General features: G+C 71.0%; 16 protein-coding genes, 1 tRNA gene and 2 pseudogenes. 6 read left to right on the top strand and 13 right to left on the bottom strand.

Features of this window, described 5'->3' with window-relative positions; all coding sequences use genetic code 11:
- Positions 1-200 precede the first annotated feature (200 nt).
- Together AB0I23_RS05110 and AB0I23_RS05115 are read left to right on the top strand one after the other, a co-directional pair.
- Complete coding sequence (locus AB0I23_RS05110; RefSeq protein WP_359106960.1) at positions 201-1,562, top strand: vWA domain-containing protein; 1,362 nt, start codon at positions 201-203, stop codon at positions 1,560-1,562.
- A gap of 86 nt (positions 1,563-1,648) precedes the next feature.
- Positions 1,649-2,803: an FHA domain-containing protein gene (locus tag AB0I23_RS05115; protein ID WP_359106962.1), complete on the top strand. Its 1,155-nt coding sequence runs from the start codon at positions 1,649-1,651 to the stop codon at positions 2,801-2,803.
- 175 nt (positions 2,804-2,978) lie between these two features.
- Here AB0I23_RS05115 and AB0I23_RS05120 read toward each other — a convergent pair whose 3' ends face one another.
- Positions 2,979-3,962 carry a methyltransferase domain-containing protein gene (locus AB0I23_RS05120; RefSeq protein ID WP_359106964.1) on the bottom strand — a complete coding sequence of 328 codons (984 nt, stop codon included), beginning with the start codon at positions 3,960-3,962 and terminating at the stop codon, positions 2,979-2,981.
- Between the two features lie 253 nt (positions 3,963-4,215).
- On the opposite strand from AB0I23_RS05120, the gene AB0I23_RS05125 reads away from it, so the two are divergent.
- Both AB0I23_RS05125 and AB0I23_RS05130 read left to right on the top strand, forming a co-directional pair.
- Positions 4,216-4,620, top strand: a complete 405-nt coding sequence (locus AB0I23_RS05125) for a globin (RefSeq protein WP_037698315.1) — start codon at positions 4,216-4,218, stop codon at positions 4,618-4,620.
- A gap of 237 nt (positions 4,621-4,857) precedes the next feature.
- Positions 4,858-5,061: pseudogene (locus AB0I23_RS05130) on the top strand (ABC transporter ATP-binding protein); the annotation flags it as partial.
- A gap of 36 nt (positions 5,062-5,097) precedes the next feature.
- On the opposite strand, the gene AB0I23_RS05135 reads toward AB0I23_RS05130, so the two are convergent.
- From AB0I23_RS05135 to AB0I23_RS05165, 7 genes are all read right to left on the bottom strand, one after another.
- A complete protein-coding gene (locus AB0I23_RS05135) occupies positions 5,098-5,784 on the bottom strand; it encodes a hypothetical protein (protein ID WP_359106966.1) in 687 nt (228 codons plus the stop codon).
- Positions 5,781-6,203, bottom strand: a complete 423-nt coding sequence (locus tag AB0I23_RS05140; RefSeq protein WP_359106968.1) for an acyl-CoA thioesterase — start codon at positions 6,201-6,203, stop codon at positions 5,781-5,783. Before AB0I23_RS05140 ends, AB0I23_RS05135 begins: the two co-directional genes overlap by 4 nt.
- A 5-nt stretch (positions 6,204-6,208) precedes the next feature.
- The gene (gene ettA, locus AB0I23_RS05145) at positions 6,209-7,873 is read right to left on the bottom strand and encodes an energy-dependent translational throttle protein EttA (RefSeq protein ID WP_359106970.1); all 1,665 of its coding nucleotides are present in this window, start codon (positions 7,871-7,873) and stop codon (positions 6,209-6,211) included.
- A 204-nt stretch (positions 7,874-8,077) separates the two neighbouring features.
- The gene (locus tag AB0I23_RS05150; protein ID WP_359106972.1) at positions 8,078-9,520 is read right to left on the bottom strand and encodes an LAETG motif-containing sortase-dependent surface protein; all 1,443 of its coding nucleotides are present in this window, start codon (positions 9,518-9,520) and stop codon (positions 8,078-8,080) included.
- A gap of 227 nt (positions 9,521-9,747) precedes the next feature.
- Entirely contained in the window at positions 9,748-10,308 is a 561-nt protein-coding gene (locus AB0I23_RS05155; RefSeq protein ID WP_359106974.1) for a single-stranded DNA-binding protein, read from the bottom strand.
- A 92-nt stretch (positions 10,309-10,400) separates the two neighbouring features.
- Positions 10,401-12,329, bottom strand: coding sequence for a YfjP family GTPase (locus AB0I23_RS05160; RefSeq protein WP_359106976.1), 1,929 nt, complete (start codon positions 12,327-12,329; stop codon positions 10,401-10,403).
- On the bottom strand, positions 12,326-13,978 hold the full coding sequence (locus AB0I23_RS05165; RefSeq protein WP_359106978.1) for a dynamin family protein: 1,653 nt from the start codon (positions 13,976-13,978) through the stop codon (positions 12,326-12,328). The genes AB0I23_RS05160 and AB0I23_RS05165 overlap by 4 nt, the downstream gene beginning before the upstream one ends.
- 310 nt (positions 13,979-14,288) lie before the next feature.
- Here AB0I23_RS05165 and AB0I23_RS05170 point away from each other — a divergent pair.
- A tRNA-Arg gene (locus tag AB0I23_RS05170) sits at positions 14,289-14,361 on the top strand.
- A gap of 327 nt (positions 14,362-14,688) precedes the next feature.
- On the opposite strand, the gene AB0I23_RS05175 is transcribed toward AB0I23_RS05170, so the two are convergent.
- The 5 genes and pseudogenes from AB0I23_RS05175 to AB0I23_RS05195 all read right to left on the bottom strand — a co-directional run bounded on the left by AB0I23_RS05175 (position 14,689) and on the right by AB0I23_RS05195 (position 17,464).
- A complete protein-coding gene (locus tag AB0I23_RS05175; RefSeq protein ID WP_359106979.1) occupies positions 14,689-14,910 on the bottom strand; it encodes a GDP-mannose 4,6-dehydratase in 222 nt (73 codons plus the stop codon).
- Positions 14,911-14,917: 7 nt separating this feature from the next.
- Positions 14,918-15,097, bottom strand: a pseudogene (locus AB0I23_RS05180) (dTDP-glucose 4,6-dehydratase); the annotation flags it as partial.
- Between the two features lie 24 nt (positions 15,098-15,121).
- The gene (locus AB0I23_RS05185) at positions 15,122-15,310 is read right to left on the bottom strand and encodes a hypothetical protein (RefSeq protein WP_359106980.1); all 189 of its coding nucleotides are present in this window, start codon (positions 15,308-15,310) and stop codon (positions 15,122-15,124) included.
- A gap of 223 nt (positions 15,311-15,533) precedes the next feature.
- Positions 15,534-16,481 carry an NAD-dependent epimerase/dehydratase family protein gene (locus tag AB0I23_RS05190; RefSeq protein WP_359106982.1) on the bottom strand — a complete coding sequence of 316 codons (948 nt, stop codon included), beginning with the start codon at positions 16,479-16,481 and terminating at the stop codon, positions 15,534-15,536.
- Positions 16,478-17,464: a ScbA/BarX family gamma-butyrolactone biosynthesis protein gene (locus tag AB0I23_RS05195; protein WP_359106984.1), complete on the bottom strand. Its 987-nt coding sequence runs from the start codon at positions 17,462-17,464 to the stop codon at positions 16,478-16,480. The genes AB0I23_RS05190 and AB0I23_RS05195 overlap by 4 nt, the downstream gene beginning before the upstream one ends.
- Positions 17,465-17,597: 133 nt before the next feature.
- Between AB0I23_RS05195 and AB0I23_RS05200 the strand changes: the two genes are divergently transcribed.
- On the top strand, positions 17,598-18,266 hold the full coding sequence (locus AB0I23_RS05200) for a ScbR family autoregulator-binding transcription factor (RefSeq protein ID WP_359106986.1): 669 nt from the start codon (positions 17,598-17,600) through the stop codon (positions 18,264-18,266).
- The last annotated feature ends 81 nt before the right edge of the window (positions 18,267-18,347 follow it).

The raw sequence follows: 18,347 nt of genomic DNA on the forward strand, positions 1-18,347 counted from the left end.
GGGTGCGTGCATCGCAAGGCGGAGGATTGAGCCATGGCGGAGCCCTGGTGATTGACGACAACGCCGCGAGGTGCGTGCCCCAGCCCCGTGACGCCACCCCCCAACTGCCGGTCGGTCCAAGGCCCCACGTCCGGAACTGCCCGCTCTCCTGTCCCCCGCGACCTTTGCCAGCTCTGCCACCTTTGCCAGGAGCCGATCAGATGGCCAACTTCTCCAAGTCCCACGTGCCGCAGTTCTCCGTCGACGTGTACCAGAACGAATATCTGCCGGAGGGCGGCCGCGAGGTCAACGCGATCGTCACCGTCACCTCCACCGGCGGCGGCACCACCGGTGGCGTCCCGCTGACCGGGGCGACTCTCTCGCCGGGGCAGATGCCGGGCCGGGGGCCGAACGCCGCCGTGGTGATCATGGTGGACTGCTCCGGTTCGATGGACTACCCGCCGACGAAGATGCGCAACGCCCGTGATGCGACGGCCGCGGCCATCGACACCCTGCGTGACGGCACCTCGTTCGCCGTGGTCGGCGGTACGCACATCGCCAAGGAGGTCTATCCGGGCAACGGCCGCCTCGCCGTGGCCGACACACAGACCCGCGCCCAGGCGAAGGAGGCCCTGCGCCGGCTCAGCGCGGGCGGCGGTACGGCGATCGGTACCTGGCTGCGGCTGACCGATCGGCTGCTCGGTGCCGCCGATGTGGACATCCGGCACGGCATCCTCCTCACCGACGGCCGCAACGAGCACGAGTCGCCGAAGGACCTGCGGGCCGCGCTCGACGCGTGTGCGGGCCGCTTCACCTGTGACGCCCGCGGAGTCGGAACCGACTGGGAGGTGAAAGAGGTCACAGCCATAGCCTCGGCGCTGCTCGGCACGGCCGACATCGTCGCCGACCCGGCGGGGCTCGCCGCGGACTTCACGCAGATGATGGAGAACGCGATGGGCAAGGAGGTCGCGGACGTGGCGCTGCGCCTGTGGACGCCCGTCGGGGTCGAGATCAAGTTCGTCAAGCAGGTCGCGCCGACGGTCGCCGAACTGACCGACCGCCGCACCGAGGCGGGCCCGCGCGCCGGCGACTACCCGACCGGCTCCTGGGGTGACGAGTCCCGCGACTACCACGTATGTGTACAGGTGCCGGAGGCCGGGATCGGACAGGAGATGCTCGCCGCCCGTGTCTCGCTGCTCCTCCCCGACCCGTCGGGGGCGGCGGCTCCGCAGGTGCTCTCGCAGGGGCTGGTTCGAGCGGTGTGGACGGACGACATGGCGGCATCCACCTCGATCAATCCGCAGGTCGCGCACTACACCGGCCAGGCGGAACTGGCACAAGTCATCCAACAGGGTCTCGATGCCCGCAAGTCGGGAGACTTCGACGGAGCGACGGCGAAACTCGGCCGTGCGGTGCAGCTGGCATCGGCGTCCGGAAACGAGGACACTGCGAAACTGCTTTCGAAGGTGGTAGACGTCGTCGATGCGGCGACAGGTACTGTGCGACTGAAGGCGAAGGTCGCGGAGGCCGACGAGATGACCCTCGAAACGCGCTCCACCAAGACCGTCCGCGTGAAGAAGTAACACGAGGGCCGCGCAGCTCAGCGGCGTGGCGAAGCGATCAGCAATGACGGCCCCCGGGCCGGACGAGGAGAGGGGGAAGCGCCGACATGCCGACCTGCCCGAACGGACACCAGTCGGGTTCCGAGGACTGGTGCGAGGTCTGCGGCCATCGCATGGCCGGGGCCGGCGCGCCTGCGGGTGCAGTCCCCCCGCCGCCTCCACCGCCGCCCGCGCCCGGATACGGCTACCCGCAGGGCCCCGGCTCCGACGCCACCCAGCAGGCAGAGCTCTGCCCGCAGTGCCGCACCCCGCGTGAGACGATGGCGCCGTTCTGCGAGGAGTGCCGCTGGAACTTCCTCACGAACACGGCGACGTCGTACACCCCGCTCGCCCCGCAGCACGGCGGTCCGGGCGGACCCGGCCCCGGCGGACCCGTGCCCGGTCTGAACCTGCCGCCCGGCTTCCAGGCGCAGCAGGGACCGCCCACGCCGCCGCAGCAGCGCGACCCGTTCGAGTACCAGAGCTCGCGGCCCTCCCAGGTGAACCGCCCGGCCGAGCCGCTCACCCCGGGGCCCCCGGCGCCGGGCCCGCAGCAGCCGCCGCAGCCGTTCCAGCAGCAGGGCCCGCCGCCGCCGTCCTTCCGGCAGCAGGGCCCGCCTCCTGCTCCGTCGTTCCAGCAGCAGAGCGCGCCGCCGTCCTTCGAGCGGCCCGGTCCGCCCGCCCCGCCGCAGCCGCAGGCTCCGCAGTCCACGGGTGACGACTGGATGCTGCCGCCGCCCTCGCAGCAGCAGGCCCCGGCGCAGCGGCCGTTCCAGGGCCAGGGCCCGAACCAGGGACCGGACCAGAACCAGACCCCCACGGGCTGGACTGCGGTCATCGCCCCGGACCGTGAGTACTTCCTGGCGATGATGCAGCGCAGCGGCCCCGAGGCGACCGGGCTCAACCTGCCCGCGTACTCGCCGGAGCAGCGCCTGCCGCTCACCGGCAACCAGGTCACCATCGGCCGTCGCCGGCACAGCACCGGCGAGTCCCCCGATGTCGATCTGTCCGTGCCGCCGGAGGACCCGGGGGTCTCGCACCAGCACGCGGTGCTGGTGCAGCAGCCCGACAGCAGCTGGGCCGTGGTCGACCAGAACTCCACCAACGGCACGACGCTGAACGGCGCCGAGGACCCGATCCAGCCCTACGTCCCCGTACCCCTCCAGGACGGCGACCAGGTGCATGTCGGGGCGTGGACGACGATCACCATCCGCCGCGGCTGACCGGGTTCCTCAGAGCCTGTCGGGTGACCTCTGATCGGGCGGCCACGCCCTGGCACGCACGCTTCCCGCGTTGCCGAAATGTCCTAGTAGCTCCGCTACAAGGACATCCCGCCGCCTTGGAATCGCACGCACCAGACCGCGTCCGCTATCCGATCGAAGGTCACCCGACAGGCTCTCAGTCGGCGAGCAGTGGCCAGGCGTACGGCCCTTCCGGGTCGTCCAGCCAGGCCCACTGCCTCCCGTCCCGGACGGTGATGCCGAACCTCTCCCGCTCGGGGCGCTTCTCGCGCTGCCAGAGGGAGAGGGCCTCACGCGGGTCGAGGGTGGTGCCGGTCAGCGCCAGCAGGAACCGGAACAGTTCGTTCCCGGCGACCCGCCTCGGCACTCCGCCGGTGTGCGGGTGGCGCTCCGGCGGCACGGCCCCGCGCAGCGGCACGAAGTACGCGGGCGTGTGCAGGAACCGCCCCTCGGCACACGGACCGTGCGGTGACCTGCGTACCCGCAGGAGAATCAGACCGGTCGCGAACGGTGCCAGGATCCGTGCCTCCGGCTTGCACTGCGCCAGCCAGGCCTGCGGTACGGACGGCAGGGTGCAGGTCGCGATGATCCGGTCGTACGGGGCGCGCTCGGGGCAGCCCCGCGCCCCGTCCCCGGTGATCACCGCCGGGTGATAACCCGCTGCCGACAGATGGCTGCGCGCCGACTCCGTGATCTCCGGGTCGAGGTCCATCGTGGTCACCGCGTCGTCGCCGAGGCGGTGGGCGAGCAGCGCGGCGTTGTAGCCGGTGCCCGCGCCGATCTCCAGAACGCTCTGGCCGTCCTGTATGCCCAGCTCTTCCAGCATCCGGGCCATCAGCGACGGCTGGCTGCTCGACGAGACGAGTGCGCCGTCCCGGATCCGGGTGGCCAGCGCCCCGTCGGCGTACGCGCCGTGCAGCCACTGGGCCCGCCGGGCCGGGTCGGGGTCCTCGCACCAGAGTCGTTCGGGCCCGCTGGTCCCGGTCACGTAGTAGTAGGGCACGAACAGATGGCGGGGCACCGCCTCGAACGCGGCACGCCAGGCGGGGTCCTCCAGCTCCCCGTCCGCGACGATTCCCCGCACCATCGCCCTCCGGACCTCGGCGCCGGCCTCCGCGAACTGATCCAGGTGTGGGCCCATACCTCCACTGTCCCGCTCGGGATCGCCGGAGGCGACGAGGCGGACGGTGGACCGGAGCCGACGAACGGCAGGTACACGCCACCCCGGTAGCCGTTTCCGGCCGATCCGGTCGGTCATCCACGTCGGCCGGCGGGCTGCTCTCCCGGCGGTACGGGCACAACCGGGTGCCCCGGGGGGACTGAGCCGTCCCGGTCTGCGGTCCGGGGGTCCTAGGACCCCGGACCTCGGCCGGTGCGTCTGCGACCATGGACGGGTGACAGAGATTCCGCGCGACACGCTTCAGGAGCAGACCTTTTACGAGCAGGTCGGCGGCGAGGAGACTTTCCGGCGCCTGGTCCACCGCTTCTACCAGGGGGTCGCCGAGGACCCGCTGCTACGGCCGATGTACCCGGAGGAGGATCTGGGGCCGGCCGAGGAGCGGTTCACGCTGTTCCTGATCCAGTACTGGGGTGGCCCCCGGACGTACAGCGAGCAGCGTGGTCATCCCCGGCTGCGGATGCGGCATGTCCCGTTCCGGGTGGACCGGGCCGCGCACGATGCCTGGCTGAGCCGGATGCGCGTGGCTCTCGACGAGCTCGGGCTCTCCCCGGAGCACGAGCGGCAGCTGTGGGACTACCTCACGTACGCCGCCGCCTCGATGGTGAACACCGACGGCTGACGGCACGGCCGCGTCCCCCCTCCGGCACGCATGCGCGCGTGCGGAATGCGATGCTCCGCCACCGGACAACGGTCACGATCGCATCAAGGCGCATGCGAAAGCGATGTCCAGGAGCGGGTGCGCTCTGAAAGCATCCGGGGAGCGGCGGGGGCGTGCGGGTGCCGGAGTCGGGCGGCCGGGTGACGGGGCTCGTCTTTCTGCGGGTGAGGGCGCATCGGCTCCTTCTCGCCGCAGCCGTCCGAGGTGCTGCGCCGTACGGAGGTGGACGCGGCGACGGGCCAGGAGTCCCCGGTGGCCCGCGCGTACGCGATGCTCGACCGCGCGGGGCGGCTGCAATTGCCTGCCGAGTACACGGAGACGCTCGGGATGGAGCACCGCGTGATGCTGGAGCTGGAGCAGGACCACATCGGGGTGTGGCCGGACGACCAGCAGCGCGGGTAACGGGCGCCTCTCCCGCGGGTCCGCTCCGGCTCCGCGTCAGCGGGCGCCGATCGTCACCGCGAGGTTGCCGAGTCCGCCGCCTGCGCCGCGCACGGCGATCGACCCGAACGGGGTACGCAGCCGCAGCCACGGTCCCGAGGCGAACAGCGCGACCGGGAAGTCCGGGACCGGGCGGAGGAAGCCGAGGGACTGGGCCGCGTGGACGGCGCGCAGCGGGAGTCCCGTGCCGCCGACCGTGCGCGACCATATCTCGCGGCCGATCAGGTCCCGTTCCGCCCTGGTGCGGCGGTCCTCGGGCAGCGCCTCGTCGCGGGAGCGGAACTCCGCCACCGCGGCGGTGACGGCGGCACGCAGGGAGACGGGGTCGGGCAGTCCCGGCCGTTCCTGCCAGCCGGTGCGCGGCGGGAGCATCCCCGTCCACGGCGGCCCGGTGACGGGCGCGGGCAGCCCGCCACGGGAATCACCCGTGTCGGCGTCGAACGATTCGAGGAGTTCACCGGCGGACACGGTGATGTCGAAGTCGAGCGGGTCGGCCAGCCGCGCCGTCCGGATCGCGAGGACCTCGAACGACGGCGGCCTGCCGAACACGGCCAGTGCGCCGCCGCCCGCCTGCAGCCGGACGGCGGCCGCCCGGTCGTAGTGGAGCAGGCGGCCGAGGAAGGCGGCGAGATCCGCCGCCTCCCTCGGATCGGTGAACTGCAGCGACTGCACGGGCACCGTCATACGGCGGCGGGCTCCTCGGCCAGGTACTCCTGAAGGAAGAGCTTCTCCTCCGCGGAGATCCGCCGGGGCCGCTCCTCGGCCAGGTCGTACGGCACGACGACGGTCGAGGCCCGCACGTACACCTGGTCCGGGTCCTTGATCTCGTACGAAATCGTCAGGGACGCGGCACCTATCTTCGTGACCCAGGACTCGACGGTCACCGGCGCGTGCCGGTGGACCAGCGGGCGCACGTAGTCGATCTCGTGCCGGGCCACGACGGACCCGCCGGCGAAGGAAGGCGAGCCGTCCCCCGGCGCCAGCCGGAACATGAAGTCGATGCGCGCCTCCTCCAGGTAGCGGAGGAAGACCACGTTGTTGACGTGGCCGAAGGCATCCATGTCCGACCAGCGCAGCGGGCAGTTGTAGATGTGACGAGCCAAGACGATCAGCCTCGCGTGAGCTTCTTGTACGTGGCACGGTGCGGGCGGGCCGCGTCCGCGCCGAGGCGCTCGACCTTGTTCTTCTCGTACGACTCGAAGTTGCCCTCGAACCAGTACCACTTGGAGTCGCCCTCGTACGCCAGGATGTGCGTGGCGACGCGGTCCAGGAACCAGCGGTCGTGGGAGATGACCACCGCCGCACCCGGGAACTCCAGGAGCGCGTTCTCGAGCGAGGACAGGGTCTCGACGTCGAGGTCGTTGGTGGGCTCGTCGAGGAGCAGCAGGTTGCCGCCCTCCTTGAGCGTCAACGCCAGGTTGAGGCGGTTGCGCTCACCACCGGAGAGCACGCCGGCCGGCTTCTGCTGGTCCGGGCCCTTGAAGCCGAACGCGGAGACGTACGCCCGCGACGGCATCTCGACCTGGCCGACGTTGATGTAGTCGAGCTCGTCCGACACGACCGCCCAGAGGGTCTTCTTGGGGTCGATGTTGGCGCGGCTCTGGTCGACGTAGGAGATCTTGACGGTGTCGCCGACCTTGATGCCGCCGGAGTCCGGCGTCTCCAGGCCCTGGATCATCTTGAACAGCGTGGTCTTGCCCGCGCCGTTCGGACCGATGACGCCGACGATGCCGTTGCGCGGCAGCGTGAACGACAGGTCGTCGATGAGGACCTTGTCGCCGAAGGCCTTCGAGAGGTTCTCGACCTCGACGACGATGGAACCGAGCCGCGGGCCCGGCGGGATCTGGATCTCCTCGAAGTCCAGCTTCCGCATCTTGTCCGCCTCGGCCGCCATCTCCTCGTACCGGGCGAGACGCGCCTTGGACTTGGTCTGCCGGCCCTTGGCGTTCGAGCGGACCCACTCCAGCTCTTCCTTGAGCCGCTTGGCGCGCTTCTCGTCCTTGCGGCCCTCGACCTTGAGGCGGGAGGCCTTCTTGTCGAGGTACGTGGAGTAGTTGCCCTCGTAGGGAATGGCGCGGCCGCGGTCCAGCTCGAGGATCCACTCGGCGACGTTGTTGAGGAAGTACCGGTCGTGCGTGACGGCGACGACGGCGCCCGCGTACTTCGAGAGGTGCTGCTCCAGCCAGTTCACCGACTCGGCGTCGAGGTGGTTGGTGGGCTCGTCGAGAAGGAGCAGGTCCGGGGCCTCGATGAGCAGCTTGCAGAGCGCGACGCGGCGCTTCTCGCCACCGGAGAGGTTGACGACGGGCCAGTCGCCGGGCGGACAGCCCAGCGCGTCCATGGCCTGCTCCAACTGCGCGTCCAGGTCCCAGGCGTTGGCGTGGTCCAGGTCCTCCTGGAGCTTGCCCATCTCGTCCATGAGCGCGTCCGAGTAGTCGGTCGCCATCAGCTCGGCGACCTCGTTGAAGCGCGTGAGCTTGCCCATGATCTCGGCGGCGCCGTCCTGCACGTTCTCCAGGACGGTCTTGGACTCGTCGAGCAGCGGCTCCTGCATGAGGATGCCGACGCTGAAGCCGGGCGACAGGAACGCATCACCGTTGGACGGCTGCTCCAGGCCGGCCATGATCTTCAGCACCGTGGACTTACCGGCACCGTTGGGTCCCACCACACCGATCTTGGCGCCGGGCAGGAAGCTCAGCGTGACGTCGTCAAGGATCACCTTGTCGCCGTGCGCCTTGCGCGTCTTGCGCATCGTGTAGATGTACTCAGCCAAGAGAAACCGTCCGGCAATCGATGTGTGGGCAGATACACCCCATCTTGCCTGACGTCCACCCCAGGACGGAAACCCGTCCGGCCGACGGTACGTCCCGTGGATGCCTTCCGGTACGCGACAGCCCCGGTACGCGTGGACGTACCGGGGCTGCCATCAGCGCATCGTGACGGCGTGGTCCCGATGCGTCACCCTTTGTTTACTCGTTTACTCCGCGGTGGTCTGCGTCTTCCGCCTCCGCAGGAGGAAGACCGCGCCGCCGCCGCCGACGACCAGGGCGATGGCGATGCCCGCGATGACCGGGGTGGCGCTCGAGCCACCGGTCTCGGCGAGGTCGCCCCCGGTTCCGGTCGAGCTGCCGCCCACGGAAGCCGGGGCGGGCTGGTCGACGGTCTGGGTGTCGGGGCCGCCGGTGGAGCTGCCGCTGGTCTTGCAGTCCAGGACGCCCTTGAACGTCTTGGTGAAGCCGCCGGGACCGGTGATCGTGAAGTCGTAGGCCTGGTCCTCGGCGACCGGGACGGTCACGGTCTCGGACGTCCCGGCCTCGATGGTGTGCTTGATGCCGGCCAGCTCGAAGGTGAACGCCTCGTCGCCCTCGTTGCTCGCGGTGACGTCCACGCCGCCCTTGGCGCAGTTCTTCTTCGCGGTGACCGCGGGGATCGCGCCCTTCTTGGCCCAGGTCGCGGTGGCCGTCGCGGAGACCGTGGACTCGCTGGACCCGGCCAGGATCTGCGTCTGGCTCTTGGTCACTCCGGCGAAGGCCCGGCCGACCGGCACCGAGGTGGTGGCCTGGACGGTCAGCGAGGCGGTGCCGTCGGCGGTGCCCGCCGGGACGTCGAAGTAGAGCTCGGCGCCGTTGGCGGCGGCGGTGACGGGCTTGCCGCTCTTGTCGGTGACCGTGACGCCGCTGGCGGAGTCGGCGGGCGGGGTCACCGAGACCTGGCCGGCGTTGGTGCGGACGGTGACCGGCCCGAGCCGCTCACCGGACCGGCCGGAGACCGCGGCCGCGTCCAGGGCGAGGGACGCCTTGGGCTCGGCGGCGTCCTCGGCGTGCTCCTCCAGCCAGTCGGCGAGCTTCTTGGCCTGCTTGTCGGTGGCCTCGACATCGGCGTCGTCCGAGTAGCGCCAGATGGCGACCTGGGTGCCCGCCGCCGCGGTCTGCTCGGTGAGCGGCCCGGTGCCGGCCTGCTCGGCAAGTGCCGCGAGGTCGTCGATCTGCGGGTAGGAGTGCTCCAGGATCCAGCGGATCCGGCCCGCGTTCTTGTTGGCGCCGAGCGACGTCTGGTTCCAGGGGGTCTCCAGGTACTTCGCCTGGTCCTGGGTGGGGTTATGGATGTCGATGCAGTACGTCTTGAGCTTGCCGCCGCCGTCGACGGTCATCTCGAAGAGCCCGGCGGGTAGTTCCTGCTTCTTCCCGTCCGTGCTGAGCACTGCCCGGTCGTAGGTCTTCAACCCGTCCAGGACTGCGGTGGCGCCGCCCTGGTGGTACGGCGCCTCGTCGGCGGCCGCGGTGCCCGCGCCGACGAGGGCCCCGGCTATGACGAGTCCGGATGCCACCACCGATGCGGCCAGCCGGGCGATGCCCCGGCTCCGTGGCGGATTCGCCTCCGTGTCGGACGATGAAATGGTCGCTGAAGAAGCAGAAAACACAGATGTCCCCTCTGGGCGGGGCCCTCCGCGCCTGATGCGCGTGTGGGGATTGCCCCGCCAGTCGACTCAAGTGCCCCGTGAGTACTGGGGAATCCTAAGGAAGCGACGAAGCACAGTCCCCCGTCATACCGTCGCACAACCATTCCGAATCAGAATCGTTATCGCCGAAACTGTTTGCCACCCGCCGACCCCCGCTCCGCTCGCCCCGAGCACGGCCAGGGACACGGTCACGGCGCCGACGCCAGCTCGGGGATCTGCTCTTGACGCACCATCACCCCCACTGGCGCTCGCGCCGCCGTCCCTGCCGCCTCCCCCGCCGCGGCTCCCGCCCGACGTCGCCCCCGCCCGGCGGCGTTCCCCCTTCCCCGCTCATCTCCCACCGCGTCCGGCCCTTCCCTCCTGCCGGGCCGGGCCGTCAGCGTCGGGTCGCCCCGCAGCACCCGCCGGAAGGCCGCCGTGCCCCGTGTCAGATCGTGTCCGACCGCCACCGCCTCGATGTCCACGAACGTCCGCCGCTGTCCGTCCCGTTCCTCCTCGCGCACCTTCAACCGGCCGTGCACGAGCAGTGGTTCTCCGACCGCGACCGAGCCCGCGATATTCGCCGCCAGCGTGCGCCACGCCCACACGGTGTAGAAGCTGGTGTGCCCGTCCGCCCAGAGCTGTTTCTCCCGGTCCCAGCGGCGGGCCGTCACGGCGAACCGGAATCGCGCCATTCCGCCGGTCGCGGTCTCCCGGAACTCCACCCCGGTCGCCGCGTTGCCCACCAGTGTCACCACGGTCTCGTTCATGTCTCCGCCTCCCCTTCGGCTCCGTGGCCGCTGCCGCGCGGTCACTGATCTCATGCTGAAGGGAAGGCGGGGATCCTGCTGAGGGCTGTGTACTACCGACCGGTTGTGGAAAACTCCGTCACCGCCACGTACCGCTCGCGCACCTCCCGGTACCGCACCAGTTCGGCCGCCACCGGATCGAGTACCCTCGCCCGGCCGACGGCCGCCGCCGCCTCGCGCAGGCGCCGCTCGGCCTCCTGCCCGTACCGCCGGGCGGGCCCCCGTGCGGCCGCCGCACACGACCACTCGACCAACGGCCCGCCGATCACACCCGCCAGCATCACCAGCGCGGGCGTGAGCAGTCCCGGTTCGACTACGCCGATGATCTGGCCGACCAGCCAGAGTCCGCCGAAAACCTGCAGCAGCGTCATGGACGCCTGCGCCAGCACGGCGGCGGGCCACCACGCGGGCCTCGGCGGCTTGCCGCCCATCCGACCGTTGTGCGCCACACCCGATGCACCGGCCACACCGGTGGCCACGACACCCCCTCCGCCGACCGCGGCCGCAGTACCGCGTCCCGCGTCCTCACCCGCGCCCCTGGCCCGCCCGTCCCCCGCCGTTCCCGCCTTCTCGGCCAGCTCGTCCAGTGCCTCCGGCAGCCCCGTCGCCCCGTGCACCGCGGCCTCGCGGACCGCCTGCGCCCAAGGACCCGGCAGCCCGTCCGCGGCGGCGTCCGCCACCGTCCGTACCGCCTGCTCGACCCGTTGCCGGGCGGTGAGCTGTTCCTCCGTCGGCGCGGGCATGGCCGCCGACCGGTCCGGGCTTCCCGGCTGCCGGGTGGACTCGTACCACCGCCACAGCCGCAGCCACGGCGTCCCGCAGGCGCGTCCGGCGTTCCTTCGCCACTCACGTTCGGCGGCCTGACCGGCCGCGGCCGCGCCCACCGCCTCCCCCAACCGGTCGGCGAACTCCTCGCGGGCCCGTTCCCCGAGACCCGGCCGCCCCTCGGCGACGTACACCGGACGCAGCTTCGCCGCCGCGGCGTCCACATCGGCCGAGAGCCGGCGCGCCGCTGCTGTGCGCTCCTGCACGAACCGGCCGAGGAGCTCGCGCAGTTCATCCACGCCTTCCCCGGTGAGCGCGGACAGCGACAGGACGGTGGCGCCCGGTTCGCCGTGTTCGCCGAGCGCCATGCCGTCCTCGTCGAGGAGCCGGCGCAGATCGTCGAGGACCTGGTCGGCGGCGTCACCGGGCAACCGGTCCACCTGGTTGAGGACGACGAACGTGACCTCCGCGTGGCCGGCCAGCGGTCGCAGATAGCGCTCGTGCAGGGCGGCGTCCGCGTACTTCTCGGGATCGACGACCCAGATCACCGCGTCGACCAGCGCCAGCACCCGGTCCACCTGCTCGCGGTGCCCGGCCGCTGCCGAGTCGTGGTCGGGCAGATCGACGAGGACGAGCCCCTGGAGCCCCTCGTCCGCCTCCGTACCGCCCTGCTGGGGCCTGCGCCTGAGCCGTCCCGGGACGGCCAGCCGGTCCAGCAGCCCGGCGGCGCCGTCGGTCCAGGAGCAGGCAAGGGGCGCGGCGGTGGTCGGCCTGCGCAGCCCTGTCTCGGAGATCTGTGCGCCCGCGAGGGAGTTGAAGAGCATCGACTTGCCGCTGCCGGACGCCCCGGCGATGGCGACGACGGTGTGCCGCGAGGAGAGCCGCTGTCGTGCGGCGGCTTCGTCGAGCACGCGTCCCGCCTCGGCGAGCGTGGTCCCGTCGAGCCGGGCCCGGGACAGCCCGACGAGTTCGCGCAAGGCGTCGAGCCGCGGCCGGAGCGGGCTGCCGGAGGGTACGTACGCCTCGACCTGAGGACGTACGTCGTCGGGGGCGGGCTCGGGGTCCTCGGGGTCCTCGGCGAGGACCGCTGCGCGCCGGGCGATGAGCCCGTCGTCCCACCGGCCCACGGACGCGGGGACGTGCCGGCCCTGGGACACGACGACACCACCGGCCTCGCCCTGCTCCTGGCCGTGATCCTGGTCAGTGACGGCAGTCAACACTCCCACCTCTCCTTCTGCAGTACGGACAGCGCGGCGATCAGTTCGGCCTGTGGCTCCGGGGACACGTCGAGCGCGTCGAGCGGCGCCATCCGCCGGTCGCGCTCGCTGCCCAGCACCCGGTCGAGACAGCTCGTCAGCAGTACCCCGCCCTTGTCGCGCAGCCGCAGGGCGCCCTGGACTCCGATGCGTTCGGCGAGCTGTTCCCCTGCGCTGCGGGCACGACGGCCGCCGAGCAGCACGGCGGCCAGCAGCGCGGCCACCGTCTCGGCGTCGGGTGCGGCGCCGCGTTCCAGCCGGCGCACCTCTTCCTCGGCCAGCTCCTCCAGGACCCGCCGCCACCGCCGTACGGCCATGGCGACCCGGCCCGGGACGTCCTCGGCGGGCCCCCAGACCCCGGCTTCCCGGCCCGCGTTCCCGAACCCGAACACACCGGCTGCGGGTTCGCACTGCCAGGTGGTCCGGATCTGTTCGTCGGCGGCGGCCACGGCGCACTGCAACAGCGCGGCGAGGCTCTCCACCAGCGCGTCGAGGAGTTCCTCGGACGTGCTGTAGTGCGGGTATCCGCGCCATCGGGTACGGGCGTCCCCTGCGAGCACGCCCCCGTTCCGCAGCCGCCGCCGGACCCGTGCACCCTCCTTCTGGTAGGCGTCCTCGACGACGCCGGTGAGCCGCACGGCCGCGGCGTACTGTGCGGCAACGGCGCCGGCCAGCTCCGGCATCCGTACGTCCAGCGAGTCGATGACCCCGGCCGCCGTACGCCCCACCGCCTGCTGGCGGGCCGCCGGATCCTGCACGCGGTGGCTGAGCCAGGCGCGCAGCGGGGCAACCGCGGTGGTGGGCAGCAGCCCGCTGCCGCCGCCCGCCGACTCGGGCAGTTCCGGGATGGTGAACCGGGGCACCTCACCCAGTCCCGCTTTGGTGAGGAGCGCCCCGTACTGCCGCGAGACCTCGCCGATCACCTGGTGCGGCACCCGGTCGAGCACGGCGACGAGCGAGGCGTCGTACTCCTTCGCGGTACGCAGCAGATGCCACGGCACCGCGTCGGCGTACCGGGAGGCGGTGGTCACCATGACCCAGACGTCGGCGGCGCAGATGAGTTCGGCGGCCAGCACCCGGTTCCGTACGACGAGCGAGTCGATGTCGGGGGCGTCGAGCAGCGCAAGCCCGCGCGGCAGACTCGCGGCGGTCTCGACCCGCAGCGTCGTCCCCTCCTCCTCCGCGCCGTCGTCGAGCGCGGCGAGCTCGTCGCGGAGGCCGGGATCCGTGGGTTCCCCCGGCGGCAGCCAGACCCGGGTCAGCTGCGGCAGCACTCGGACCCCGGCGAACCAGTGGTGATCATCCGGATGGCAGACAAGGACGGGGATCCGGGTGGTCGGCCTGAGTACCCCGGCCTCACTGACCCGCCGCCCCACGAGCGAATTGACGAGCGTCGACTTCCCGGCGCCGGTGGATCCGCCGATGACCGCGAGCACGGGCGCTTCGGGATCCTTGAGCCGGGGAAGCAGGTAGCCGTCGAGCTGTGCGAGCAGCTCGACCCTCGTCTGCCGGGCGCGTGTCACCCCAGGGAGCGGCAGTGGGAGACGCACGGCGGCGACACGGTCGCGCAGGGCGGAAAGTGCGTCGATGAGCTGAGGCCGTACGTCCATGGTCACCACATGCGAAGAATGCCCAATTTTGGCGCCTTTTTGAAGCGTATAGCCCCCTCTGCGCGCCGATTGCGCCGTCGGGACAGAGGGGGCGAGTGGGACGCAGGCATAACGAGTGCACAACACCCGGGGCGCGAGGCGTCAAAAGCGATGCGCGAGCCGCCCCTACCTGCGATTATCGGTTCGCTTCACCGAACCTACACATCGTGCCACGCAGGTGAAGCAACCGGGTCGAGGCGATCGGAGCCCTATCCTTGTCCCGGCAAGGTCACGGAACGGCCCGGATCCAGGCCACCGAGGCCACCGCCCGGCCCCCGTAGCTCAGTGGATAGAGCAGGCGCCTTCTAAGCGCTTGGCCGCAGGTTCGAGTCCTGCCGGGGGCACTTTGCCCGTACGACATCAGGCCCTCCCTCGGGAGGGCCTTTTTGCTGGTCATGGCACGGTAGCGAGGCCGCTGTAGCGAACGCATAAGCGCCGGACCGGCCCCAGGTCACGGTGGGTGGGGTCCGGCACTGTCCGGCTATCCGGGTCTGTTCGGAGACCCGTTCGTAAATCGTGGTGCACACGGCGCCGAGCGGGGCGCCGTGGTCGGCGCCGAGCAGTCAGCGGCGTCCGGCGGGCTCGTCCGTGCGGTCGAGGGCGACCGAGAAGGCGCGGGCGACGTCGTCGAGGTGGAGGAGGTCCCGGCGGGCCGTCCGTCGGGCACATCGTTATGGGCTCACCGGCCACCGCGCGCGGCGCACCTTCATGGAGACGATGCCCTTGTCCCGGGTGGTCGGCCCGGCGTACGGGGAATGCGGTCTCAGCGGCCGGTCCTCGGTCCACGCGCCCTGCTCGATGGATCCGTACACCTCGTCGGTGGAGACGTGCGCAAAGCGGCGGAACGCCGGCGCGCAGCGCGGCCTCCAGCGGCGTCCGGGTGCCGGGGACACCGGCACGGGCGAAGGGCGCGGCGGTCTCCGGGGAGCGGTCCACAGGCGATTCGGCCACGAAGTGCACGATCGCATCGTGGACCGGCAGCACGGCCGGCCGCGGCGACCGATCGCAGATGTCGCCCTGGGTGAAGGTGAGTCGGCCGTTCGGCGCAGACAGGTTGTCGCAAGGGCCGGCGGACGTCAGCCTGTCGACGACGGCGACGAACCGTCAGAACGAAGATCTCCTGCGCCACACGGACGCTCGGGAGCGACGGCCCGTGACCGCACCGGTCGCGTCGGGGGCGTCGTACGCGCGGCAGGCCTCCTCGACCCGCTCCAGGTTGGCCTGGGACCGGTCGGCAAGCACGGCGAACAGCGGCGAGAGCGGCTCCGGCCGAGGTCGCTGATCTCGTACCACCGGTCCGATGGAGCACGCCTGGGCAGGAGCGACCGTCGTGGCGGAAGGAACCGCCGCTCCCGAAGCGGGAGTCCGCGGGACGGGGGTGTAGGCCTCCCGCGGCCGGCCGCGGTCAAGAAGGCCCGCGATCCCTACGGCTTCTTCCGTTTCGCCCACGGCATCCGCGTGGACCGACGGGTGAGGACCGGGTGGTGGGCTGCTGTCGGCCCACCGTCCGGCCCGGTCATCCCTGCCCGCCAGGCATCAGGACGTTTCTGTACCAGCCGGCATGGAGCGGGAAGTCCGCTTTGAAGCCGTCACCGGGATCGCAGTCGAGGAGCTCCCACACCCGACCATCGGCGAACCAGTGCTCCACGGCGAGCAATTGGAGGGAATGCAGGAGGCGCGGTGACTCGACGAGCCGTGCCCGGGCCTCGTCCAGCGCGATGCCCGCGGCAGCCCACTTCAGCCCGAGCGCGGTGGAGACCACCGCCACGAGATCGGAACAGGCCACCGGATCGGGGTGGTTGACGTGATGGATACCCGCGGTCTCCCGGGGCGAGAGCGCCGCGGCCAGCAGAGCCCGGCCCAGCGCCCGCACATCGATCATGGAGTGCCGGGCTGCGCACCCGGCCAGACCGGACGACAGTTCCCGGACCAGCGCGAACAGACCGGGGATCACCCAGCGGTCCCCCTCGCCATAGACGAGATGGGGGCGCAGCACGGTCCCGCCGGCAGCCAGCACATGGCTTTCCGCGGCGGCACGCGTAACGCTGGTGAGCGAGACCGGGGCGAGCGGCGCCCGGCCGGGGGCCAGGTCCGTGAACGGCCCGCGTCCGTACACGGCTGCCGTGCTCAGACAGACGATGCGGGCGACGCCTGCGCGCTCCGCCTCCTCCACCAGTGCCCGGGTCCCGAGGTCGTTCACGGACCGGACCGTTCGTTCGTCCCCGTTGATCTGCGAGGCGCAGTGAATCACCGCGTCGACCCCGTCGCAGATGCCGCGCAACGACGCGACGGAGGTGAGGTCCCCGTGCACGGTTTCGATGTCGGAGCCTGCGCCGGACGCAGGGACGTCGACGGGCGCCCGGTGTTCCATCAGACGCAGCCGGACGCCGGGTTTGGTGTCCGCGGCCGCCACCACATGTCTGCCGACGAAGCCGCTCGCCCCGGTGATGAGGATGTGCGTCACGACCGGTCGTCCCCATGTGTGTGAGTGAGTTCGCTGGTGAATACCGGCTCGCCGTCCTGTTGTCCGCGTACCCGCACCACAGTCCGGGAACTGTCGTCGAAGGGCATCAGCTCGGCCTCCACCCAGCAGGCGCCGTCGAGTTCGGCGTATTTATGGAAAGCGATCTCCACCGACGTCGGGAGAAATGTGTGCCCCGGAACGACAGCGACGGCTGCCTGGCGAGCCGCCTCCAGCAGCACGATGCCCGGAACATGGTCGTTCGGGCGTCGGAACAGGGTCGGGTGGGTGGTGTCCAGCCGCAATCGCCAGCGGTTCGGCTGAGGTGTCGGCGTCAGTACGACGTCCGACTCCTCCGTCCGGCCCACCTCGTACGGATCCGCACCGGGCGACAGGGGCACGGGACGGCCCATCATGTCCAGACTGTCCTGGCGGAGTCGGCGGTAGGCGCGCGCCGATGTGCAACTGATCCGTCCCGAGCTGGTCGCCAGCACGGTGCCGCCGCGGCAGAAGCGCAGGTCGACCCGCATGGCAGCGATGCTCTTGCCCCGCTTCCGCACATCCGAGCAGGTCAGATCGATCAGGACCTTTCCGGACGCGACCTCCAGGGAAAAATCCGGAACAACGATGTCGTACGCCAGGTCCCACATCACGAACTGGTCGTCGACCGGAACTTCCAACTCCGCGTGGGCCAGCATCATCGTCGCCTGCCGCATGGTCTCGGCTATCAGCAGGGGATCCTGATGGTGGCCCGATCCGGCCGCGAAGAAGTGGTGCGGGCGCGGCCATCGGGCCGATACGGAGAACTCCGTATCGCTCAGCCTGCACCAGGCGGTGGGAAAGATGTCCCTGGGGTCGGACCGGTGAACGAGTTCATGCGAGACGTCGGTTCTCCAGCCTCTCTGCGGAGGGATCGCCGACCGGTGGAGGCCGGATGGTTCGGTCTCGGCGAGGGTGCCAGTGTCGGCCAAATCGATGTGGACCATGGAAATACCCCCAGCTCATCCATGGGGGAGTGCCTCGCTCCCCCACGGTAAGGTACCGACGGACCTGGTTCTTCCACAGTCCGGCTGGTGTACGCGAGATCACACCGCCACGAGAGGCAGGAACGCACAGCTGATGGCCCAACAAGCTCGAGCGATCCAGACCCGGCAGTCGATCCTGCTGGCTGCCGCCACTGTCTTCGACGAGCGTGGCTACGCAAGCGCCACCATCAGCGAGATTCTCGCACGGGCCGGCGTGACCAAAGGGGCCCTCTACTTCCACTTCGCCTCGAAGGAGGAGCTGGCCCTCGGAGTGATGGAGGCGCAGCTTGAAGTCGGTTCGCTGCCGACGCAGTTGACAAAGCTCCAGGAGCTGGTCGACCAGGGCCTGGTGCTGGCCCACCGGCTCCGTCACGAGCCGCTGGTGCGCGCGAGCGTCGGGCTGGCGATGGAGCAGGGGGGCGGTGAACTGGACCGCGGCCTGCCGTTCCACTCCTGGATCGCCCGGCTCGAAACCTTGCTGACCGAGGCGAAGCGGCAGAACGAGGTCCTGCCCCACGTCAATCCGGCGGAGGCCGCCCAGCTCCTGGCCGGCGCCTTCTCCGGCATCCAGGAGATGTCCCACGTCCTCTGCGAACGCAAGGACTTGGAACAACGGATCTCCATGCTGCTGCGCTATGTACTGCCGAGCATCGCACTGCCGGCCGTACTCGCCGTGCTGGAGATCACCGAGACCCGAGCCGTACACCTGCTGGCCGCGGTCGGGGCCCCGGACGTACCCGAGGACGGGCGCGAAGCGGAGTAGGTCCCCGCCCCTGGACTCCGGCCGTGCGAATGTCCGTACCGCACGTCCTGAAACAGCCGCGGCTGGGCCGGGGCTGTGTGA

Source organism: Streptomyces atratus, from assembly GCF_040655115.1.
In the GTDB taxonomy this organism is placed as follows: domain Bacteria; phylum Actinomycetota; class Actinomycetes; order Streptomycetales; family Streptomycetaceae; genus Streptomyces; species Streptomyces atratus_D.